The 21,348-nt window shown below is 57.5% G+C and carries 19 protein-coding genes; 12 read left to right on the top strand and 7 right to left on the bottom strand.

The genetic code is table 11. The features are described 5' to 3' along the window. The first annotated feature begins 54 nt into the window (after nt 1-54). Both rlmM and Q672_RS32520 read left to right on the top strand, forming a co-directional pair. Nucleotides 55-1,116: a 23S rRNA (cytidine(2498)-2'-O)-methyltransferase RlmM gene (rlmM, locus tag Q672_RS32525; RefSeq protein WP_022986721.1), complete on the top strand. Its 1,062-nt coding sequence runs from the start codon at nt 55-57 to the stop codon at nt 1,114-1,116. Between the two features lie 2 nt (nt 1,117-1,118). Next, nucleotides 1,119-2,351 (top strand): MFS transporter, encoded by a 1,233-nt coding sequence (locus Q672_RS32520; protein WP_022986720.1) that lies wholly within the window; start codon nt 1,119-1,121, stop codon nt 2,349-2,351. Here Q672_RS32520 and gspN read toward each other — a convergent pair. Further along, nucleotides 2,348-3,010 carry a type II secretion system protein N gene (gene gspN / locus Q672_RS32515; RefSeq protein WP_022986719.1) on the bottom strand — a complete coding sequence of 221 codons (663 nt, stop codon included), beginning with the start codon at nt 3,008-3,010 and terminating at the stop codon, nt 2,348-2,350. The genes Q672_RS32520 and gspN overlap by 4 nt on opposite strands. Before the next feature lie 10 nt (nt 3,011-3,020). Between gspN and Q672_RS34255 the strand changes: the two genes are divergently transcribed. The 6 genes from Q672_RS34255 to tusA all read left to right on the top strand — a co-directional run bounded on the left by Q672_RS34255 (nt 3,021) and on the right by tusA (nt 9,605). Further along, on the top strand, nt 3,021-3,305 hold the full coding sequence (locus Q672_RS34255; RefSeq protein ID WP_158586938.1) for a hypothetical protein: 285 nt from the start codon (nt 3,021-3,023) through the stop codon (nt 3,303-3,305). Nucleotides 3,306-3,518: 213 nt separating this feature from the next. Continuing rightward, complete coding sequence (locus Q672_RS32510) at nt 3,519-4,544, top strand: AraC family transcriptional regulator (protein ID WP_031227085.1); 1,026 nt, start codon at nt 3,519-3,521, stop codon at nt 4,542-4,544. A gap of 375 nt (nt 4,545-4,919) precedes the next feature. Then, nucleotides 4,920-6,776 carry a choice-of-anchor D domain-containing protein gene (locus Q672_RS32505; protein WP_022986716.1) on the top strand — a complete coding sequence of 619 codons (1,857 nt, stop codon included), beginning with the start codon at nt 4,920-4,922 and terminating at the stop codon, nt 6,774-6,776. A 161-nt stretch (nt 6,777-6,937) separates the two neighbouring features. After that, nucleotides 6,938-8,050 carry a DUF6801 domain-containing protein gene (locus Q672_RS33860; RefSeq protein ID WP_022986715.1) on the top strand — a complete coding sequence of 371 codons (1,113 nt, stop codon included), beginning with the start codon at nt 6,938-6,940 and terminating at the stop codon, nt 8,048-8,050. Nucleotides 8,051-8,065: 15 nt separating this feature from the next. Further along, entirely contained in the window at nt 8,066-9,292 is a 1,227-nt protein-coding gene (locus Q672_RS32500; protein ID WP_235047212.1) for a lipase family protein, read from the top strand. A gap of 82 nt (nt 9,293-9,374) precedes the next feature. Further along, on the top strand, nt 9,375-9,605 hold the full coding sequence (tusA, locus tag Q672_RS0117405) for a sulfurtransferase TusA (protein WP_031227079.1): 231 nt from the start codon (nt 9,375-9,377) through the stop codon (nt 9,603-9,605). Nucleotides 9,606-9,753: 148 nt separating this feature from the next. Here tusA and Q672_RS32495 read toward each other — a convergent pair whose 3' ends face one another. From Q672_RS32495 to Q672_RS32480, 5 genes are all read right to left on the bottom strand, one after another. Further along, the gene (locus Q672_RS32495) at nt 9,754-10,446 is read right to left on the bottom strand and encodes a hypothetical protein (RefSeq protein WP_022986712.1); all 693 of its coding nucleotides are present in this window, start codon (nt 10,444-10,446) and stop codon (nt 9,754-9,756) included. Between the two features lie 232 nt (nt 10,447-10,678). Beyond that, nucleotides 10,679-11,011 (bottom strand): DUF3325 domain-containing protein, encoded by a 333-nt coding sequence (locus Q672_RS32490; protein WP_022986711.1) that lies wholly within the window; start codon nt 11,009-11,011, stop codon nt 10,679-10,681. Further along, nucleotides 11,008-12,639, bottom strand: coding sequence for a PepSY-associated TM helix domain-containing protein (locus tag Q672_RS32485; protein WP_022986710.1), 1,632 nt, complete (start codon nt 12,637-12,639; stop codon nt 11,008-11,010). Before Q672_RS32485 ends, Q672_RS32490 begins: the two co-directional genes overlap by 4 nt. Continuing rightward, nucleotides 12,636-12,902 carry a DUF3649 domain-containing protein gene (locus tag Q672_RS0117400; protein WP_052017540.1) on the bottom strand — a complete coding sequence of 89 codons (267 nt, stop codon included), beginning with the start codon at nt 12,900-12,902 and terminating at the stop codon, nt 12,636-12,638. The genes Q672_RS32485 and Q672_RS0117400 overlap by 4 nt, the downstream gene beginning before the upstream one ends. Before the next feature lie 109 nt (nt 12,903-13,011). Then, a complete protein-coding gene (locus tag Q672_RS32480) occupies nt 13,012-14,394 on the bottom strand; it encodes an MATE family efflux transporter (protein ID WP_022986708.1) in 1,383 nt (460 codons plus the stop codon). 4 nt (nt 14,395-14,398) lie between these two features. Here Q672_RS32480 and Q672_RS32475 point away from each other — a divergent pair, with 4 nt between their 5' ends. The 4 genes from Q672_RS32475 (at nt 14,399) to Q672_RS32460 (ending at nt 18,961) form a co-directional block, all read left to right on the top strand. Then, the gene (locus tag Q672_RS32475; RefSeq protein WP_442778110.1) at nt 14,399-14,998 is read left to right on the top strand and encodes an elongation factor P hydroxylase; all 600 of its coding nucleotides are present in this window, start codon (nt 14,399-14,401) and stop codon (nt 14,996-14,998) included. A gap of 151 nt (nt 14,999-15,149) precedes the next feature. Further along, nucleotides 15,150-15,668, top strand: coding sequence for a sigma-70 family RNA polymerase sigma factor (locus Q672_RS32470; protein WP_022986706.1), 519 nt, complete (start codon nt 15,150-15,152; stop codon nt 15,666-15,668). A gap of 2 nt (nt 15,669-15,670) precedes the next feature. Continuing rightward, a complete protein-coding gene (locus tag Q672_RS32465; protein WP_031227073.1) occupies nt 15,671-16,648 on the top strand; it encodes a DUF4880 domain-containing protein in 978 nt (325 codons plus the stop codon). Between the two features lie 81 nt (nt 16,649-16,729). After that, nucleotides 16,730-18,961, top strand: coding sequence for a TonB-dependent receptor (locus Q672_RS32460; RefSeq protein WP_022986704.1), 2,232 nt, complete (start codon nt 16,730-16,732; stop codon nt 18,959-18,961). Between the two features lie 112 nt (nt 18,962-19,073). Here the strand turns inward: Q672_RS32460 and Q672_RS32455 are convergent, their stop codons facing one another. Beyond that, entirely contained in the window at nt 19,074-21,107 is a 2,034-nt protein-coding gene (locus tag Q672_RS32455; RefSeq protein WP_022986703.1) for a BCCT family transporter, read from the bottom strand. Nucleotides 21,108-21,348: the final 241 nt, after the last annotated feature.

Genomic DNA, 21,348 nt, shown 5'->3' with positions numbered 1-21,348 from the left:
TCCAGCCGTTGTGATAAGGACAATGTGCCTCATTGTAACCAGCGCGAGGCAGACATGCACAGCGACTTCCTGAATTCCGGTGACGAAACCCTGTTGGGGCTATGCCGCCCGGGCTTTGAGGCGGATCTTGCCGCCGAACTCAATTTCCATGCCGCCGACAACATGGTGGCGGGCTACCCGCGCGCGACCGCCCATAGCGGCTATGTGCTGTGGCACAGCCAGCAGGGCAGTATGGCTGCCGTGATGGAGAGTGGCTTGATCTTTGCCCGCAGCCTGAGTCTGGCAATAGGGCAGTTTGCCGATATTGGTGATGATCGAATCAGCGCGTTGTGGCCCTTGCTGGAGGATGCTGCCCCGTTTTGCGAGGTTTATCTCGACCATCCGGACACCAATGAGGGCCGCGAGCTCCAGCGTTTTCTCAAGGGGTTCCGCAAGGCCCTGGAGCCGCGCTTGCGCAAGGCGGGTCTGTTGCGCCAGAACGCAAGGCAGCGGGTGCACCTGTTCTTCAGTGATTCACATAACGGCTGGGTTTCAACCAGTCCGGCCGCGATTCCGCTGGCGGAGGGGGGCGTGCGACGTCTGAAGTTGCCGTCGGAAGCCCCAAGCCGGTCTGCGTTGAAGGTGGAAGAGGCCCTGTTGCGGTTCTTTGGTTCCACCGAGGCACTGACCGCCCGGACGGCGGTGGACCTGGGGGCGGCCCCGGGGGGCTGGAGCTGGCAGCTGGCACGGCGGGGGATAAAGGTGCAGGCAGTCGATCACGGCAAGCTCAATGCCCAATTACTGGATGAGTATCCGGTGGAACACATCTATGGGGATGCCTTTACCTGGCGCCCGCGCTCCCCGGTGGATCTGGTGGTCTGCGATGTGGTGGACAAACCCGCCCGTACCCTCCAACAGATGGAAAAATGGCTGGTACAAGGCTGGAGTCGCGCCGCTTTGTTCAATCTGAAATTGCCGATGAAACGCCGTTTTCAGGAAGTCTGGCAGCTGCTGGAAAAATTGTCAGCGTCGATGGAAAAACACCCGGAGCGGGGGCAGGTGGAGATCAAGGCTGCACATCTGTATTACGACAGGGAAGAGATTACGGTGTGGGCCGCCTTCCACCGGGATTACTGACGATGACTGTGACGCGCCCGGCGAAGGGGTTCTTTCTGACATTGGCGGCGTTGTACTTCGCCCAGGCTTTGCCCGTCAGCATGCTGGGCAAAGCCATGCCGGCACTCGCCAGGGAGGCGGGATTGTCGACCCAGTGGATAGGCTTTCTCGCCTTGCCTGCGATTCCCTGGGCATTGAAATTCATTTGGGCCCCCTGGGTAGACCGTTGGGGAAGCGGGCGACCCAATCATCGCAAGCGATGGGTGCAAGTCTGCCTGCTGGCTGTGATTGCCGTATTGGGCGTAGTGGCCATGTTCCCGCGAGAATGGTTGCTGGGGCCGGGCTTTGTGGTGTTGCTCGGGCTGCTTTTCCTGCTCAACTTTTTCAGCGCGACCCAGGACATTGCCACGGATGGTCTTGCCACCCGCTTGCTGACGCCGGAATGGCGGGGCCTGGGGAACAGCATTCAGGTAAATGGTTACAAGATTGGCATGATGGCCGGAAGCAGCGCCTTGCTCATTCTGGTTGACCTGTGGGGCTGGCATTCCACTGTGGCGCTGGTGATCGCGGCCATGATGTTGGTGTTGGTCCAGGTCACTCGCTTCAAAGAGCCAGCAGAGCCTGTTCACCAGCAGCAACGGGAGCCGGTGAGTCTGAGTTGGTGGTGGCGTGAATTGACCCGTTTCTGGCTGCGACCAGGGGTCTTGTCGTGGTTGCTGATCCTGCTGTTTTATAAAGTCGGTGACAGTTTTGGTACCCGTATGATCAACCCCTATCTTGTCGACAGCGGCTGGAGCTTGTCGGCGATTGGCACACTGGACCTGTTTGCGTCATTAATGGGGCTGGCGGGGGCGGCACTTGCCGGGTTGATTATGGTGCGTGTTCATCGCCGCAGGGTGTTGGTGGCCTTTGCCCTTTTACAGGCATTGTCCTTTGTGGCCTGGGCCTGGCTGGCCAGTACCGGCAACCCAGTACCGGCGACACAGGTGTGGTTGGTGGCCCTGTTTGAGCAGTTTGCAGATGGTCTGTCCACGGTGGCCCTGTTTGTCGTGATGATGGATTACTGTCGCAGTAGCCATGAGGGTAGCGACTACACGATGCAAGCCTCTGTGAGGCTGTTTGCAGCAGGCCTTTTTACATTGGTCAGTGGTTTTAGCGCTGCCTGGATGGGGTATGCACTGCATTTCCTGTTGGCGGGATTGCTGTCGGCGGCGATTATTCCCGTTATCCTGATCTGGAAACCGCCGGCATCCTAGCCGGCGTTGGCATCCGGTAACGATAACTCGTGTTGAGTGCTGAAAATTACATCCTCGGTGTTGCCTTCTTCTCCCATGCCAAGCAACAGGGGAAGTGCCCGAAACACTTGCAGGGTTAAGGTTTTCCCCTCCACCTGTGCATGGGCCAGTGGGCGGCTTTCGGGTCCGGTGATTGAGAGTGATGGGCCCAGTGGAGTCATGGCGAGCACCCCATCCAGAGGCGGCAGGGGCATCTCCATGCCTGGGCCTAGGGAAACCTGTCCACCCTGGTAACGTAGCGTCCCGGTGGCTTCTGCGATGGTGTTCTCCCGAATACTGAGGGAAGCGAGGGCCAGGTCCAGATTACCGTCAGCCTCTCCCTGCGGCAGAAAGTCATTGATGAGATCCATCGGCAGCTGTGCTCGCCAGTGCTGTAAAGTCCAGTCGCCCCAGTCAGCACCGATCCAGCCCTCCGCATGGATCGGCCCGGTGTGCAAGGCAACCTGTACGCCCGGTGTCAGCCAGTGCCAGTCCATTTCCCAGCGAATCTGAAGCGCTTTTCCCTGCCATTCCATATCGCCCTGGCCACGCCACCACAAGCCCGAGAGCTGGGGCCTTGGTAACCCCTCTTCATTGTCAATGGCTTCGGGCAACGCGCCAGTCACCACAGACGCCGGCATGAGCATGATCATGAAAAAAAGAAAGGCGGTTATAAAGATGGCGCTGAGACCCAGTATTGACCGTAGGGGAGGCATCCAGTTTCTCCCGGTTGTTGTTATTGGACAGCGAGGCTGCGGCAATTACGGGTTAGGGGAAAGCAAGATGAAAATAAAATATGAATCTGGTCACGAAAATAAATTCGCTTTTGGTAAAAGGGGACAGGCGTTGAGCTGGTTTTTGTCATTACCGGTCAGGCGGTGGTGGTTCAGTAAAAAGGGTGCCTATGATGAAAGTGCGTGCGAGGGATCGTTGTAAAAACTAATACATAATTATTATTGGTGGCGGTTTTATTAACAGCAAATAATCATTATAAAAAATGAATTTTTATTCCGGATTATCCATTTTTAGAGAGTGAGAAACGTTTCCCGGTTTAACGGTGTGGATGCGTGGATGATGATCGCCTGACGTGCAGAACGGAATCTGCACATAACACCTAACAAGAAGAATCACAGGGAAGAGGGACTGAGCATGTTCAGGATAAACAGCATGGCCTATGAGGTGCCGCTGGTATCAGGCCTGTATGCGCAACGGTTTATCGAGTTCATGGAAGCCAGAGGGATCAGTAAAGAGGCTTTGCTGGAAGGCACTGAACTGGACGAGGTGCTTAAGAACTCAGGGACACTGTTGTTATCCATCAATCAGGTTACCCGCATGATGGCCTCAGCTCGTCGTTTTCTTGATGATGATATGGCCGCGTTTGAGTTTGGCAGAACGCTGGATCTTCAGGGTCATGGCTTATTGGGTTTTGCTTTGCTCAAGCAGAAAGACTTCCGCGACCTTGCCAACATGGTTGTGCAATACCTGCGGGTGTCATTGCCGATACTGGATATGAGGGTGTCATGCAGCGGCGATGAAATTCGCATCGCGTTGCAGGATGTGTGGGATCTCAAGGAGCTGCGCCCTTTCTTCGTGAATATCTACATGGGTAGCATATATTCGCTTACCTCTTTGATTTGTCGCAGGTTTCACTTCGAGTTTGATTTTTCCGTCGATCATGAACATGAAATGTGGCACCGCCTGGCCCCCCACGCAAATTTGTCGTTTTCGTCATCGGGGAATCAGGTGGTGGTGCCGCTTTCAGGTCGCCCGGCAAGGGATGGCAATGATGAGCTGGCATTCTATCTGGCTAGTGCCCGTTCCCGGGATGATGTCAAAGGCGATGAACATATGGAGTTGGTGGCCCGTGTCCGTGAAGAAGTGCTGCGATATCCCGGACGTGAAGGCACTCTGGAGCGTGTGGGTGAGCGGTTGGGTATGAGTGCGAGATCACTACGTCATCACCTGAAAATGGCCGGTGTATCGTTTCATGATATCCGAAACCAGGTGCGCAAAACCTTTGCAACGCGCTATCTCAAAGATACCAACATGCCACTGAACAAGATCGCCGAAGTGCTTGGTTATAGCGATCAAGCGAGTTTTACCAAAGCCTATCGTGGCTGGACCGGTGCAACACCGGGAGATATACGACGAGGTTTTATTCAGACTCAGTCGTGATGGTTAAGGTTGTCTCGCGACTATGCCCAGAAATCGCCATTGAGCGGGTTATTCTCTTGCCGTTGCGGTGTTTCTGATAGCAAAAACGTCTTTTTATTATCAGCTGAATATACGTTTTTGCATGCGCTTCTCTTGCTGAATGCGTAAAGCATCACAGCTGTCTTTTTTAACAAACTCTGCGTCACTCCTAACAATGCACCTGATCGGGGCTTGCGAATAATGACTGCAATGTACCTGTGGGAAGGGAAACGTCTGCCTGTTATTCCTGCCCATGGAGTTGCGGGTGCATTGTCGCAGGCTGGCAGGGAAGCAGTCGCCATGGCTCTGCGATAACAACAAATGAAAATTGAGAATAATCAATACGAGGAGTGAGTCATGACCCCCCGAACGCTGAATATCGGACCGTTCCAGATGCGGTCACTGGCAGCGGCTGCCATGCTCGCCGCCAGTGGCGCAGCACAGGCGGTACCTGTCGAAGCAGACATGTACTTCCAGTGTACTTACCCGTTGATCGGGCAGCAGCCGCTGACCGCCAACATCCAGACTGACATGCCTGAAAGTATTGGTGTAGGTGAGGCCACGGGTGCGTTCACCCTGAGCATTACCGCGACCGCTGAAGGCAATACCTGGCAAGGGCTTAGCCTGGTGGGAGCTACCACCATCGAGGGGTCTGCACAGGCGGATTCTACGGTGAGTGGTAATTCCCTGAACTTGCCTCTGACCATTCCGCTGGGCATTCCTGTTACGGATATTGCGGGCGTTTCGGGCCCGTTTGATCTTGTGGCGACTGGGGATACTCCGTCACTCACCTTTACCGAAAGCAATGTCGGCATGGTAGATATCTTCGTGGAAGAAAATATGTCTCTTGCCATGATCGCGCGCAAGGCGGATGGCACCTATGTTGACTTCGGTTCCGCCTGGCATGATCCAAACAACCCGGAAGTGTTCCTGGTGGATTGTGTAATGGATCAGGCCCGTATGAATGACAACGGCGTGACCAATCTGCTGCACTCGTTTGAAGTCGAGACTGTGGCGGTTGAGCAGAACATCGATGTAGATATGGACGAGCTGGACTTCGGCCAGGTGCAGGGTGGCCTGACTGAAATGCAGACGGTGACCATTTCCAATACGGGTGGCCAGCCACTGGGTATCAATGGTGTTTCCATTGCTGGTACTGACGCCAGTGCCTTTATGCAGACCAACGACTGTACCACTCTGGCACAGGGCGAAAGCTGCACGGTGGATGTCACCTTCATGCCTACCGGCGAAGGGGCTCGCAGCGCCAACCTGGTAATCGAATCTGATGATCCGGATTCCCCAAGCGTGGAAGTTGCCATGAGTGGTCAGAGCGTTCTTGCACCTGAACCGGCGATGACGGTTGACCCTGAATCGGTTTCTTTTGGCTCAGTAACGGTGGGTACCAGCAAAGACAGCTCTGTCACCATCGGCAACGAAGGCACTGCTGCCCTGACCATCACCAACGTCTCTGTTGGCGGTGCTGATAGCAGTGAGTTCATTCAGAGCAATAACTGTGTGAATGTGGCCCCGGATGCAACTTGTACCGTATCTCTGACGTTCACGCCTGCGGGCGAAGGCGCCAGAAGCGCGACGCTGAACATCCAGTCCAATGACACGGCTAGTCCGAATCTGGACATCGCGATGACAGGCACCGGTATCTCCAATTCCCAGCAAGGTGTAGAGATGACCTATGGGCTGTCTGGCAGTACCCACATCAAGAAAGCCTACGGCGATGTGAGCCTGAGCGGCACCATCGATGCGCTTCTGGATCTGGCCAGCGGTGATTTTACTGCGGATCTGGCTCTCGATCCTTCAAGTGGCAGCTTCCGTATCCTCTACGGGTGGAAACTGGTAACGGCCGATGCGGATATCGAGTTCGAACCGGTGGGTGAAACCACAGGTAACATTGGGGCTGGTAATGTTCTGACTGCGGAGACCCAGATGTACATCAAACTGCCAAAAGTGAAGATGAAAATCTTTGGCTGGGCTCTGCCTGTCGGCGGTGGCGATGAGTGTCGTACCTCCGAGCCCGTATCCATCCAGCTGGCCAGCCCGGAAGGGGAATCCTTCGATCCGCTGGGCGCGGGTGGCAACCTGATCGGGACCTACGATCTGCCGGGCCTGGAAAACTGTGGTGGTCTGACTGACCTGCTGAACGTCTTCATGGCGGGTAGCGGTAACACCATCGAGCTGTCCCTGGATCCGCAACTGTAATGTTCTGGCGGTGCTCTGCTTCGGCAGGGCGCCGCTCAGCACTACAGTTGTTTCGGTCTTGCTGTGCCAATCCGGGCACAGCTTCTATCTGATCTTAATGGTTGCCCAAAGCCGGGCGGTTGATGCCGGTTTTGGGCAACCATTAGTGATGGACAAAGCTTATGTCTCTTGAACATGTTGGGCCGGTGGCGACGACGGCGTTGCTGATGCTGTTGTCGGCATCGTCGGCGGCGGCCCCGGTCTCCGCCACGCTGGATTACACCTGTGTTTTTCCCCTCATTGAAGAGCAGCCCCTCAGTGTCGACATCACCTCTGAGATGCCGGGCAGCCTTGCGGTTGGGCAACCCTCAGGAAGCTTTCAGATCAATGGTACCGCGACTGTTTCTGCCGAATCCTGGAATGGTCTGGATTTTGTTGGCAGCGATACGTTGTCCGGACAAGTGGATGCCCATGCCTCTGTCACTGGTAACGGACTGTCGTTACCCCTTGTGATTCCAATGGAGATCGCTGCACAGCCAATGCCTGATGAGCAGGGCGCCTTCTCTATTGTCGCTTCAGGTGTGACACCGTCCCTGACGTTCACGTCCGACAATCAGGGGGCGGTAGAAATACGGGTAGGGAACCTGGTGCTGAACCTCACTCCCCGTGACGATAATGATAATCCGACAGGACTCGGTGATTTTCAGAGTGATTGTGTGCCGGTCACGGGTGAGGAGGCTCTGCTACACACCATCACGGTGTCTGGCGATGACGCAGGTTCTGCTACGTTCGGGGTAACGGGTGATGCTGTTCTGAAAGGAAAGGCGAATTGGCCCTTAGTGGGAGAGCTGACCGTGGAAACTTCGGGTAGTAGTGTTTCGGGGAGCATGGGGCTCGAGACGTCTGCGCTGTCACTGGATATCCCGGGTCTGTTCAAAACGTTCTCTCTGGATGCGCAGGCAACGCTTGAGCCTGTTTCTTCTGTATCGGGAGAGTTGATTGATGGCGAGTTGGTACTGTCTCTCCAGGCACGGATCCGGCTTGCCGATATTCGCCTTAAATTGTTCGGTGTGCCGATCGCCATTTACAACGGTGAGCAATGTGTCAGCTCACAGGCAATGTCGCTATCAGCAGTGACGCCTCCCGGGCAGCATTTTGATGTTACGACCGGGGGGCAGGTGACGGGTGAGTACTCTGTGCCAGCGTTTGAAAATTGCGGGGTCATGACAGGGCTGGTCAATCGGTATCTGGCGGGGGCGGGCAGCAGCTTGTCCCTGCAGCTGGCACCGCTATAACAAAAGGGCGACAGGATGAAACGAACAAACCGTAATCTCATCAGACTCCCGGACATCATGACGGGGTTGGTGGCGACGATATCATTCGGGTTGTTGTCGTTGGCGTCGGCAAGCCATGCCGATGACAGCTTTTATCAACCCCCATCGCCTCTTCCTGCCGGCTTGCCAGGGGATATCGTGTCCTGGCGCGAAGCGAAGGCAGGGCCACCCCGTGCCCGTGAACTGGCCCATGCCTGGCAGGTGATGTACTTGTCCTCCGACGGGTTGGGAAACCCGAATGTGGTAACTGGCACGGTACTGGTTCCAAAAGGCTATGACCCGGCGACCTTGCCAGTGATAGGGATGGCGCCGGGTACGGCAGGGCCGGCTTTCCGCTGTGCGCCCTCGCGGATGATCGACAAAGGTGCCTTCTATGAGCAGCCGGCCATCAACGACATGCTCGAGCGAGGCTATGCCGTCGCGGTGACGGACTATGTTGGCTATCACCCGGAACCAGAGACGACTTACATTATCGGGAAGTCCATGGGGGCGGCCTTGCTGGATGTGGTCCGTGCCGCTCAGCGACTGCCGGAAAGTGGATTGTCTTCGTCTTCGGCGGTGATGTTGCGGGGGTATTCCCAAGGTGGTGGGGCGACGCTGTGGGCGGGTGAAATGCATTCTGCCTATGCCCCCGAATTGGACTTGCTAGGCCTGGCCGCCGGAGGCGTACCCGCAAACCTGGCCCAGGTGGCGCTGCCGTTGAATGGGCAGGCGGGTTTCGGGGTGTTGCTGTATGCGTTACTGGGCCAAGACAACCTGTACCCGGAACTGTCTTTGACTCCGTACCTGAATGCCCAGGGGCAACAGGCCGTTACGGAGATGGTCAGCGACATGTGTGTATTGGAATTACTGCAGGATTTTCAGGGCGTTTCCCTGGCCGATGTGACCGACGTCAACCCGTTAACCGGGCCGCGCTTGCAACGCATTGCCGAGAATGAGCTGGGCAAGGGCACGCAGTCGGTGCCTGTGTACCAGTACCATGAGGAGCAGGATGGTTTGGTCGCGTTTTCCCAGGCGCGTGATCTTAAAAACCTGTATTGCAGCAAGGGGGTAAACGTTCAGTGGCAACCGGTGGATACGCAAGGCAGCAGCGGAGTCGTGCGGCACATCAATCTGGCCTACCGGGGAAACAGCGGGGTCAATGTGTTCATCGATGAGGTGCTACAGGGACAGACGCCGTTATCCAATTGCGACGGGGGTTGAGGCGGCGAGATTGTGGGGGGGCTGCGAAATCATGGCCAGCCAGTATAATGGCGGCCTGTTTTCGCAACCGGAGCCCCGTTCCATGGACGCCCAACACCACCTTGATGCCACTGGTCTGCTGTGTCCGGAACCGGTCATGATGCTCCACAACAAGGTTCGCGACATGGCCCCGGGCGAACTCCTGGAAGTCCGCGCCACAGACCCCTCCACCGAGCGAGATATCCCCAAGTTCTGCCAATTCCTCGGTCACACCCTGGAGAAACAGCAGGTTGAGGGGGAGGTGTATTGGTATTGGATCAGGAAGAAGCAGTGAACAGTTAACAGCGATGCGCGGTTAGCGCATTCAGGCTTTTTAACGTACGAGGCCGCGCCCAAGAATTGGGCGCGGCCTCGTTGCTTACAAATCAAGCAAACGTTGCTCGCGCAACAGTTCACTATTCACTGTTAACTGTTCACTACCCTTACCGCTCTGTCGCCAACATCGCCACCGCAGCCAGCGCTTCCGGGTCCCGTTCTTTGAGTTTGTTGGCGATACCGTGCTGGAAGAAGTAGCGGAAGTGGTCTTTCTCCTGGGCAGAGGTGAGACATTGGGCGCCGGGGAGCACCGGGGTCTGTACCGGGTCGTTTTCTTCCGCAACCATGGCCGACAGGGTGCCATCCGCGTGCAGGCGCCAGCTGACCACTTCCATCAGGCTGATGGTGTGGAACTCATCGGCTGAGAATACGGCGTGGGTGCCGATGGTGTCCGGGATTTCCTGAACAGAGTGCTGCCCGGGTTGGGGTTTGCCAAAGAAGCGAACGGCGGCATCCAGCTCTTGCACTTTATGTTCCGGGGCATCCACGAACAGGTAGTCACTGCCTGGCAGGCGGTATCCTTCCCAGCGACCGTTTAACGGGTCGGCCAATGCCATTGCGGTAACGGGGCTTTTCAGCCAGGGGACCATGGCAACCGTATCGCCATTGGCCAATCGGGCCCAGGCCAGAATCTTCAGCGAGAACAGGGTGTCAGGATGGCTGTCATTGGCGTACAGCAACTCAATGCCATCGTATTCCGGTGACAGGCGAAGTATAGGGGGCTGGGCCGCTTTGCGACGTGGAGAGAAAGGAACAACGTTGCTGTTCCCGCCAGGGTGTTGCCGGTGAGCCGAAGTCATGGGCACCTCCCGGTACGTGTCCTAGAGGGTCGCCAATGTTGTTACACCCGGCAGGGTGCTGGCACGATCACATGCCATGGCGACCGTTGGTTCACGTTAGCCTGTCAGACGCAGGCATGCAAGTTGTCGCGCAAGCGTCATGAGCGGTGGCGCGAATGCCGGACAGATGGCACCCGCAGGAGGTGGGCGACGCGATGGTCTGTGGGACCATCGCGTCAACGGAGCAAGAAACTCAGGCGCTGACGAGAGCCAGTGCGCCACTGGCGATCGGTAGCGCCATGGCAAGACGCCAGGCTAACCGCTGCTGATAGGGCAACAAAAACACCAGAGGCAAACCGGCAAAGGCAAACAGACCGATGGCCATGAACAGCGCCAGACCGGTTGGCCACACCTGCAGTACGCAGACCAGCGACACCGCCAGACAGGCCCAGCCGCTCCAACGGGCCAGCCGGGCTCGCGGCTCTGGCAGTTTGCGATCCAGAATCTGCGGCTGATGACGCTTCATTGCCAATGCCAACAGGGTCATACCGCTGAACGCCAGGCAGACAGCAAATAGCAGGATCATGCGTTTTCTCCCGCAGGCGCGGTTGTGGAAGGCGTGGTACGTTTAGCCGGTTTTTTTCGCGGTGCACGCTTGGCGGGGGCTGGCTTACGTATCAGTCGCCAAAAGGTGTAGCCACCCGCGCCAGCAAAGGCCAGACACACCAGATCGACACTGGCCAGGGCAGGGTGCTGCCACGCCACGGCAGTGAATAGATGGGAATTCGTCGTCAACACATTGATCACCGGCACGGCCAGCCACAATACGGTGCCGAGGGCGACCTGTTCCTGCCAACCGCTCCGGTTGGGGCGTAGCAGGGCATGGATCAGTGCGGCAAGCCATACCAGAAAGAACACCTGTATTTCCTGATCGCCCCGGTTTTCCAGCGTCACAGGGAGCAAACGGTTGCCAATGAAATAGGCGGCAATCGCGATCATCAAGCCAGAGATGGCCGCCATATTGAGACCGTTCACCAGCTTCAGGGAAGAGCCCGGAACCTGGTCGCGTTTTAGTTGCTGTGTGCGCTTGTTGACCCACAGCAACATGCCTGTGATGGCCATGGCGGAGCCGGCAATGCCGAACAGGAAAAACAGCCAGCGTGTCAGCGGGTCCGCGAAGCGAGCCATGTGCAGGCTGGTGAAGACATTATAGATTCGCCAACTGGGGGCAACGGGATCTTCAGAGGGTAGCAGGGTCTGCTGCAGTTCCCCGTTTACGCCGTTATATACCTGCACCGGATCGCCCCCACGTTGACGCGCGGTAATGGCAGGGTCCCGGTCTACACGCAAGCTGATGACGGCATTATCGCGGTTCGGATTGGTGACGCCGATGCGTGTCACCGGTTTACCGAAATGGGCTTCGGTTTGTGCAATCAGGGGTTTGATGTCGACCATCTCGGCGGGGTTGCCGGGGCGCTGGGCCTCTTCTCCACCACGGGAAAAGACCTCGGAGAAAAAGTCACGCCGGTTTTCCGGATAGGCGGCATCAATTCCCCAGGGCATCAGCATGGTCATGAACAGTAGCAGGCCCGAATAAGTGATCATGAAATGGAAGGGCAAGGCCAGTACGGCCGTGGCATTGTGGGCATCCAGCCACGATCGTTGTCCCTTGCCGGGCCGGAAGGTAAAGAAATCCTTGAAGATCTTCTTGTGGGTAATCACCCCGCTGATGATCGCAATCAGCATGAACATGGTCGCCAGACACACGACCCAGCGGCCGACTTCCCGGGGTACCCCGTGCAGCTGGTAATGGAAGCGATAGAGGAAGTTGCCACCGGCGGTGTCACGCGGTTCGACCACCTGCCCGCTGTCGGCATCCATGGATACGCTTTCACCGCGATGACGGCCGCCCCCTTGTTGTTGGCGCTGCTGCAGCGGTTGCCAGCGTAGCTCGGCGACGGTGTGCCGGGCGGAGGGCAGGCTGATATCCCAGGAACGGGCGTCGCTGGCCTTGTCGTTGAGCACCGCCACTGCCATGTCCAGTGTGTTGGGGGTCAGGGTGGAGTCATGGGTTTCCGGCTCCATCCACAGGGTAATTTCTTCACGGAAGTAGGCACTGGTACCGGTAATAAAAATCGCGACCAGCAGCCAGCCCAGCAACAGTCCGACCCAGGTGTGTAGCCAGGCCATGGATTGGCGGAAGGATCCGTTCATGATGGGCTCCCGATCAGATACAGGGCGCCAAACACCAGGCTCACTAGTGCAATGCCACCCCAGGCCCGCCAGGCGCTGCGAACAGAAAAAGCCCAGATGGCAGCACAGGCGCATAGCAGGAATGCCACCAGAATGCCGGTAATGACGGCTTCGTTACGGGGCATGGGCAAAATCACGGCCAGGGCCATGGCGCACAATGCGCTCAGGGCATAGCCTCCCAGCGCCGCGGCGAGTGTCCGGGACGTTATCGAGCGTGGAGTCATAAAGCGATACTGCGGCAAGTCAACGAAAAATGAGAATCGTTATTATCCGCGAAAACGTGCAATCAAAATGCACATTTGCTTGAGGCAAGTGTAAAGAATGTCAGTCTGATCAGGCTGCCTGGGCGGACTTGGCGTCAGCTGTAGCGTGAACAAGGGGTTGTTTCATCCGCCAGCGCAGGCGCAAGCCAAGAAGAACCGCCGCCACGGTGAGTCCGGCCACCAGTCCGATCCAGAAACCGGCTGGCCCCATGGCCGGTACCAGCCAGTCGGTCAGCCCCAGGCTGTAGCCCAGCGGCAAGCCAACGCCCCAGTACGCAAACAGGGTCATCAGCATGGGCTTGCCGGTGTCTTCAAATCCGCGCAGGCAGCCGTTGGCACACACCTGCAAGGCATCGGAAATCTGATACAAGGCGGCAAACAAGAGCAGGTAGGAGGCGAGTGCAATCACCTCCGGGTTACTGGTATAGATATGCGGGATCCAGTGGCGAGCAACCACCAGAGCGAGCGCGGCAACGACACCGACAATGACGCTGATCATTAACGCGATCTGCACGGCATTGCTAAGGCTCGCTGTATCTGCACGGCCCCGGGCGTGGCCCACGCGTACTGTGGCCGCCAGCGCAAAGCTGAGCGGCACCATGAAGATCAGGGAGGTGAAATTCAGCGCAATCTGATGGCTGGCGACGGTTTGCGCCCCCAGGCTGCCGATCAACAGCGCAATCACGGCAAAGATGCTGACCTCAAAGAAAATCGACAGGCCCACAGGCAGGCCCAGACGCAGCATGTAGCCCAGACTCGGCATTTCAAAGTGGCGCCGGCGCAGGTTCAGCGGCGCACTCCGGTAAACCGGGTGGCGATGAGTGTAGACCAACATCATCAACGCCATGCACCACATCACCAGCGAAGTGGCCCAACCGCAGCCGACGCCGCCCATGGCCGGGAATCCCAGCTTGCCGTAGATCAGGACGTAGTTGCTGGGGATGTTGATCAGCAAGCCGATCACGCTGAACACTAACACCGGACGGGTGTGATTCATGGCTTCGGTGTAGCTACGCAAGGCCAGCATGATCGCCGCCCCCGGCATGCCCCAGCTCAATGCATCCAGATAGCCGCTGACCATGGGGCGGATGGCAGGATCCACGTCCATCCAGACCATGACCGGCGCCACGCTGCGCAGGATCAGCGCGCATAGCACACCCAGGCCAAGGGCAAGCCAGAGGCCCTGCTGGGCCAGCGGGTTGATACGGTGGTAAGCTTCGCCGCCCAGATGCCGTGACAGAATCGGGGTGGCGCTCATCAGCACGCCGGTCATGAACAGGAACAGGGGCACCCAGATACTGGCGCCCACGGCAACGGCGGCAAGGTCATTGGCGCTGACGCGGCCTGCCATCATGGTGTCAACAAAGCCGTTAGCGGTCTGTGCCAGCTGGCCGCCGAGAATTGGCAGGGCGAGCGTGAGCTGGGCGGCAAATTCCTGACGGCGGGAAGACATAGGCGTGACAAATCGTATGAGTGAGACACAGGGTCGGAGCAAGGCGGCTACCATACCGCAAAGCACAACAAAGGTGCACCGTAGTGCTGACCTTGAGGCCCTTTTTCGCGCGACTTTTTTCCACGACTACGCCACGGTGCTGGTAGGGGGCGCACTGGAGCCGGTGTACCTGCCCGGCAGCCCGCACCGAATCTGCTATACACAGGATTACTTTCGCAGTGCCTTGCACGAGATTGCCCACTGGTGTGTCGCCGGGGACGCCCGTCGCCAGCTCGAAGATTATGGTTACTGGTATGCGCCGGATGGCCGTAATGCCGAGCAACAGGCACAGTTCGCCAGTGTGGAAGTGCTCCCCCAGGCCTATGAAGCGCTATTCTGCGCCGCCTGCGGCCACGATTTTCGGGTGTCACTGGATAACCTGAAGGGGGATGGCGGAGATGAGCGCGGGTTTGCCATCAGGGTGTACGAGCGTGCCGAGGCTCTGCTGGCGCTGGGCTTGCCTGAGCGTGTAGAGCGTTGGTGCAATGCGCTGGGTAAGCATTACTCCGGCGATCCATCTTCCCTGTCTGGTAGTTTTCAGCAGATCTTTCATTTCCCTCTCTAAAGCAGAAGCCCGGGGTACTGTCGGCGATCAGCCGTTCTGTCGTTACGACGTAGTGTTGTGAGAATGACACTTATTCGCTATATTTCCCAATCGAGAATGATTCGCGATAGCGACTTTCGACGATTTGCCGTATCCAGAGTTCACTGCATTCATGGCTTACTCAACACCGGGCAATGCCCTTGGTAACGAGGCGGCTAACCTGTACCGCGACCACGCCGTCTGGCTGTTCGGTTGGTTGCGTCGCCGTCTTGGGGGGAATAACACCGATGCTGCGGATCTGGTGCAGGATACCTATGTCCGATTGATGGACTCGGGGCGGTACCCGCCGATCGGAGAGGGGCGCGCTTTTCTGGCCCAGATTGCCAAGGGCCTTGTTCTTGACCTGCAGCGACGTCGCCGGCTTGAGTTCGCCTATCTGGAGGCGCTGGCGTCTCAACCGCAAGCCGAATTTCCCTCTGCGGAGCAGCAGCATCAGGTGCTTGAAGTGCTGATTCGGATCGACCGGATGCTGGATCAATTACCTGCCAAGGTGTCCCAGACGTTTTTACTCTCCCGCTTTGAGGGCCTGACCTACCACGAGATAGCGGACCGTCTGGAAATTTCTTATGGCTCAGTCCGCAAGTATATGCTGCGGGCGACCCAGGTCTGTTTGCTGGCAATGGACGAATAACCATGTCTGCTTCGTCGATGCTTGCAGAGCACGCCAATCGCCATGGGCTCGAACTCCAACGGCTGGAAACTGCGCTGGAATGGCAGGTCAGTCACTGGTCTGGAGACATGTCGGATCAAGACCTGAAGGAATGGGCTGCCTGGCTGGCATCTCACTCCGGAAATCAACATGCCTGGCACGAAGTGGAACGTCTGGCCGGGCGGCTGGAGTTGGTTTCCCCTGAACTGGGCCGTGAATCCCTGAAGCGCCCCTCATCCATCAACCGTCGGCAGGTTCTGGCGTTATTGGGGCTTGCAGGAGCGGGGGGGATGGTCGCCCGTACAGGCTGGGTGCAGCGTACGATCGCAGATTGCCATTGTGGCCCCGGTGAGCAACGCGAATTGTCCCTGCCCGGTGGTGGCGAGCTCAGGGTCAACACCGAGAGTGCGGTGAACCTCTATCAGGGGAAGATCGAGGTTTTCCCGGGCAGCGAAATTGCTCTGGATACCCGTTCGGCGTCACAGTCCGCCCTGTTTGTAGAGATGGCGGGACTGCAATGGCAGGCAGGGAAGAGTCATAGCGTACTGCGCGATTACGGTGGCCAGCTGCGCGTATCTCTTCTGGCCGGAGAGGTGGCATTGCTGTCCGGGCATGCAGGGGCACCCTTGATCGTCCATGAGGGCGAGGAGGTCCTGTTATCTCCCGGTGGCTTGCAACGCCGGCCCCTCGATACTGCTGCTGTGCTGGCGTGGACCCGCGGGGTGCTGTTGGCGGATCGGATGTCCATGGGCGATTTTCTGGCTGAGCTTGGGCGTTACCGCAGGGGGTTTCTGTACTGTGATGATGCGGTTAAAGACCTGATTGTCTCCGGCGCCTATCCCGTCAACGACACGGATTTTGCCCTGCAGTCGCTGGCGCAGGCTTTGCCGGTCGAGGTGCATTACCGTACCCCCTGGTTGGTGCATGTGAGCCACGCAGAAAAAAACCTCGTGGCGGTGTAGCACTTTTTTCATCTCATTCGGGATTACAGGTATAGCGAGCCACTTTCTGGCTTCAAATCGACCTGATCAAGGATAGAAAAGATGAATAACGACAACGCCGCTTGCCGTCGACGGTCGCGTGCCTGGCTTGCACTGGCATTCTGCGCTGCGACACTGACATCGTTCCCGGCCATGGCCGACGCTCCCCGTCAGTACCAGATCGAGGGCGGGCGCCTGGATGGCGCGTTGAGTCATTTTGCCAGTGAAGCGGGCTTGACCCTGGTGATCGATGGCCGTCTGACAGAGGGCAAGATCACCCGAGGTCTCGATGGAGCCTTCAGCACACGCCAAGGGCTGGATCAACTACTCACCGGCACGGGGCTGGAAGCGGTTCGGCAACCCAATGGTAGCTACCGTCTGAAAGTGGCCGATCCTGCGGCGGCACCCAATCAGTTGGAAAAAGTCACCGTAACGTCGGCATCGGCTTCAGGCAAGGCGGTGGATGTGGCGAATGCTCCGGCCAGTATTTCCGTCATCGGCCGTGAAGAGCTGGAAGGGAAGTCCTACCGGGATATAACCGAAGCGCTGCAGGATGTCCCGGGGGTTTATGTGGACGATGGACCCTCAAGCAAAGGGGGAACCGAGACGATCTCCATTCGGGGAATGGACAGCAAATACACCCTTATCCTTGTGGATGGTCGTCCCCAAGGGTCCGGCCAGTCTTATTACAATGGTTTCGGTACTGGCGCCGAGTATGGCTGGCTGCCCCCGATTTCAGCCATTGAACGCATTGAAGTGATCCGCGGCCCGATGTCGTCGCTATACGGTTCTGATGCGCTGGGGGGGGTGATTAACGTCATTACCAAAGGGACCCCCGATCAGTGGGGAGGCTCTTTGACCTTGGAAAGAACCGAACAGGAAAATCATGACTCCGGGGACTATCAACAACAACGCTTTTACCTGAGTGGCCCCTTGCTCGAGGATCGCCTTGGGTTGACGGTGACAGGCACTCGTTACCAACGGGACGAGGATCATCTTGAGGGTGGTTATCACGCACTCGACCGTGACAGCCATTCTGCCAAATTGTCCTGGACGCCCAGCGAAGACCAGACTCTGGCTCTGGAAGCGGGTTATGGCACTCAGCTCACAGAAGGCTCCGCGGATAAAACCGGTAGTGATAGCGAGCTGTACACCGTTCGCCGCTATCAGGCTCTGACCCACGATCTGTTGTGGGGAGGAAAGGTCAGTACCAATAGCTATGTGCAGCACGAAGAGCTGGAGAACCAGACACAGGATGCACGCTATGCCCGCACGACTGCCAACACCCAGAGCACCTTGCCGCTGGGGAATCACGTGATCACCGCCGGAGCCCAGTATCGCGAGCAGCAAACCGAGAACCCCACCCGAGCCATTGGTGAGCCGGATCTGGAGCGGTGGGATATGGCGTTGTTTGCGGAGGATCAGTGGTTTATCACCGATCCGCTGGCACTTACTGCCGGCCTGCGTTGGGTGGATGATGAACACTACGGTAGCGAAGCTGTGCCCCGTTTGTACGCGGTCTACAACTTGAGCTCAACGGTTACCTTGAAAGGTGGGGCCAGTGCGGGCTACCGCACACCGGATCTGAAGCAGGGTGATTCCAACTGGGTTGAAGGCGGTGGTGGTCGTTCTGTGGATGGTGGCGATATCGGTAACGATAACCTCAAGCCGGAAAAGAGTGTCACTTACGAAATCGGTGCCATGTGGGAATCTGACAATGGTGTCCAGGCGGGGTTGACGGTTTATCAGACCGACTACCAGGACAAGATTGAAAAACCGTTGATCTGTGATCGGATCTCCGGACCGGATGCTTCCTGTGTGTATCAGGGATATGACTACGAAAAACTGTATCGCTATACCAACGTGGATGAAGCTCGTATCCAGGGGGCAGAGGTGACGCTGTCATTCCCGGTGGGTTCACGTCTTCGTGTTGATACCAACTACACTCTCACCGACAGTGAGCAGCTAACCGGCGATGACAAGGGGCTGCCATTGAACGACCAACCCAGACACCGTGCGAATATTGCACTGAACTGGCGAGCCAACGACGCTACCCGAGTCTGGGCGAAGGCTCGTTACAAGGGTAGCGCATCACAGATTGCTGCGCGCAGTGGTTTGTCCGAGAAATATCCGGGCTATACCCTGGTGGATTCCGGGTTGGTGTATGCACTGACCGAGCAACTGGATGTTTACGGTAGTGTGGAGAACGTGTTCGACAAGGATATCAACACCGATGACTATGGACGCATCCTTGATGGGCGTCGTTACAGTGCGGGCCTGACCTTTAACTTCTGAAATCGCACTGCGTTGGCCGGCAAGGAAATACAATGTCGCAGGCGCCAATACAAAAGGCCGCGCCCTATGGCGCGGCCTTCTCTGTGAGGATCATGGATCCAGCTTTGCGCTCTTAACGCAGCATATGCAGGAAGTGCATGTGTTTCTCGTACTGGTCCAGAACGTCGGCGATCACCTGCTCCTTGGTGTAGCCCATCAGGTCGTAATCCTGACCCCCTTCTTCCAGGAACACTTCCGCGCGGTAGTAGGTGTCCTTGTCCGCATGTTTCCTGGAATGGTCCAGCTGACGGATGGTCAGTGACGGGCGGGTATAGCCGCGTACCCGGACACCGTATATGAAATCTATCTCGCCGCTGTGGCTGATTTCCAGATAGGCGCGGTCGTCTTCATGGCGAATATCCACTTTCAAACCGTAGGTTTCCAGTTCAGCCGCCACAGTTTCCAGTGCCGGCTTTACGGTAGTTTCCAGAAACTCCAATACCCTGGCCCGGATCGGGAAGTTGACCATGTTCTTGAGTCGGCTCTTCCATCCGCCAGCCGGGCGTTGATGGCCCACGTTCAACTCGGGAGGGGGCGCGACTGACGCCTGCAGACTGCGCAGACGGATGTTTTCCACCTTCAGCGAGCGCAGCAAGCCATAGGCGGCAATCAGCAGCACCAGGGAGAATGGCAGGGCAGCGGCAATAGTTGCCGACTGCAGCGCGCCGAGTCCGCCGGCGAGCATCAGGGCAATGGCGACAATGCCTTCAGAGCTCGCCCAGAACACGCGTTGCCATACCGGGGTGTCGTCATGGCCACCGGACGCCAGCATATCCACCACCATGGAGCCGGAGTCGGAGGAGGTGACGAAGAACACGATCACCATCAGCGTGGCGACGCCTGAAATAAACCCAGAGAAGGGGAATTGTTCCAGGAAGTGGAACAACGCCACCGACATGTTCTCGTTCACCAGGGCGCCCAGCTCGGCAAAGGTATTGCTCATGATCATGTTGATGGCGGAGTCGCCGAACACGGTCATCCAGAACAGGGTGAACCCGGCAGGCACGAACATGACGCCCATGGCGAATTCACGAATGGTGCGGCCACGGGAAATACGGGCAATAAACAGACCCACAAAGGGCGACCAGGCGATCCACCAGCCCCAGTAGAAAATGGTCCAGCCGCCGACCCATGCCTGCGGGCCGCCGTCTTCCTTGGGTTGGTAGGCATACAGGTTGAACGTCATGCTGACCAGTTCAGACAGGTAGGCGCCCACGTTCTGCATGTAGGTTTTCATCAGGAAGACGGTAGGGCCGAGGATCAGCACGAAGGCCAGTAGCAGAAAGGCGAGGCCCAGATTGAGTTCAGACAGGCGCCGAATCCCTGCGTCCAGCCCGGTGACCACGGAAATCGTGGCCAGGCCGGTGATGCCGATGATCAGGAATACCTGCACGGTGTCGCTGACCGGCAGATCAAACAGATAATTCAGCCCGGCGTTGACCTGCTGAACGCCAAAGCCCAGTGAGGTGGCGACGCCCAGTACGGTGCCCACGACGGCGAAGATGTCCACCGCATGCCCAATGGGCCCATAGATCTTTTTGCCAATAATGGGGTAGAGCGCAGACCGCAATGTGAGGGGCAGCCCGCGGCGGAAACTGAAGTAGGCGAGAATCAAGCCGACGATGGCGTAGATCGACCAGGCATGCAGACCCCAATGGAAGAACGTGACCCGCATGGCCTCTTTCGCGGCGGCAATGCTGTTGGGCTCAGCCATGGGCGGGCTGGTGAAATGCATGATGGGCTCGGCGACACCAAAGAACATCAGGCCGATGCCCATGCCTGCGGAGAACAGCATGGCAAACCAGGAACTGTAGCTGTAGTCCGGCTCTGAATGATCAGGCCCGAGCTTGATTTCACCGTAGCGGCTGATGCCCAGGAACGCGACCAGAGAAATAATGATGGCCACGGTAAGAACGTAAAACCAGCTGGCCTCTTCAAGCACGGCGAGTTTCAGGTTGTTGAAAAAATTGCCTGCGGTTTCAGGGGCAATAACAGAGAAAAGTACCAGACCCATGATGATGATCAGTGAGCCGTAGAAGACAGGGGGATTGATCTTGGTCTGGATGCCCGAGGTGGGTGTGCTCTCCTGCTCGGCAGAATCAGACATAGGAAGCTCCTTGTGCAGTTGGCAATCGGGAACCCTTCTATCTCAATCGAACGCTGCGTCCTTCAGGATAGTGACACAATGCAAGGGTGCGGCCGGCCATGGCAGAAACCGGTAATCACACCGCAGAGCACAATAACAATTGCAGTCAGTGGTTCCCTTGTGCCATCACCTTAACATAGGGGTGGCCCCTGTGTTGAGGCGGTGGCTTGATGTGGTTCTCGGCAGGACGCCAGGGGCGGGT

Origin of the sequence: Alcanivorax sp. P2S70 (genome assembly GCF_000475295.1) — a bacterium.
Classification (GTDB): domain Bacteria; phylum Pseudomonadota; class Gammaproteobacteria; order Pseudomonadales; family Alcanivoracaceae; genus Alcanivorax; species Alcanivorax profundi.
The sequence above is the reverse complement of the archived record's forward strand: the minus strand, read 5'-3'. Positions and strand labels throughout refer to the sequence as shown.

Excerpts from the sequence above, each read along its gene's own strand:
- Q672_RS32490 (WP_022986711.1), bottom strand. The coding sequence starts at position 11,011 with ATGATCCTGCTATTTGCTGTCTGCCTGGCGTTCAGCGGTATGACCCTG.
- Q672_RS32455 (WP_022986703.1), bottom strand. The coding sequence starts at position 21,107 with ATGTCTGATTCTGCCGAGCAGGAGAGCACACCCACCTCGGGCATCCAG.
- Q672_RS32485 (WP_022986710.1), bottom strand. The coding sequence starts at position 12,639 with ATGAACGGATCCTTCCGCCAATCCATGGCCTGGCTACACACCTGGGTC.
- Q672_RS32520 (WP_022986720.1), top strand. The coding sequence starts at position 1,119 with ATGACTGTGACGCGCCCGGCGAAGGGGTTCTTTCTGACATTGGCGGCG.
- tusA (WP_031227079.1), top strand. The coding sequence starts at position 9,375 with ATGGACGCCCAACACCACCTTGATGCCACTGGTCTGCTGTGTCCGGAA.
- Q672_RS32460 (WP_022986704.1), top strand. The coding sequence starts at position 16,730 with ATGAATAACGACAACGCCGCTTGCCGTCGACGGTCGCGTGCCTGGCTT.
- Q672_RS33860 (WP_022986715.1), top strand. The coding sequence starts at position 6,938 with ATGTCTCTTGAACATGTTGGGCCGGTGGCGACGACGGCGTTGCTGATG.
- Q672_RS0117400 (WP_052017540.1), bottom strand. The coding sequence starts at position 12,902 with ATGACTCCACGCTCGATAACGTCCCGGACACTCGCCGCGGCGCTGGGA.
- rlmM (WP_022986721.1), top strand. The coding sequence starts at position 55 with ATGCACAGCGACTTCCTGAATTCCGGTGACGAAACCCTGTTGGGGCTA.
- gspN (WP_022986719.1), bottom strand. The coding sequence starts at position 3,010 with ATGCCGGCGTCTGTGGTGACTGGCGCGTTGCCCGAAGCCATTGACAAT.
- Q672_RS32465 (WP_031227073.1), top strand. The coding sequence starts at position 15,671 with ATGTCTGCTTCGTCGATGCTTGCAGAGCACGCCAATCGCCATGGGCTC.
- Q672_RS32470 (WP_022986706.1), top strand. The coding sequence starts at position 15,150 with ATGGCTTACTCAACACCGGGCAATGCCCTTGGTAACGAGGCGGCTAAC.
- Q672_RS32480 (WP_022986708.1), bottom strand. The coding sequence starts at position 14,394 with ATGTCTTCCCGCCGTCAGGAATTTGCCGCCCAGCTCACGCTCGCCCTG.
- Q672_RS32510 (WP_031227085.1), top strand. The coding sequence starts at position 3,519 with ATGTTCAGGATAAACAGCATGGCCTATGAGGTGCCGCTGGTATCAGGC.
- Q672_RS32505 (WP_022986716.1), top strand. The coding sequence starts at position 4,920 with ATGACCCCCCGAACGCTGAATATCGGACCGTTCCAGATGCGGTCACTG.
- Q672_RS34255 (WP_158586938.1), top strand. The coding sequence starts at position 3,021 with ATGAAAAAAAGAAAGGCGGTTATAAAGATGGCGCTGAGACCCAGTATT.
- Q672_RS32495 (WP_022986712.1), bottom strand. The coding sequence starts at position 10,446 with ATGACTTCGGCTCACCGGCAACACCCTGGCGGGAACAGCAACGTTGTT.
- Q672_RS32500 (WP_235047212.1), top strand. The coding sequence starts at position 8,066 with ATGAAACGAACAAACCGTAATCTCATCAGACTCCCGGACATCATGACG.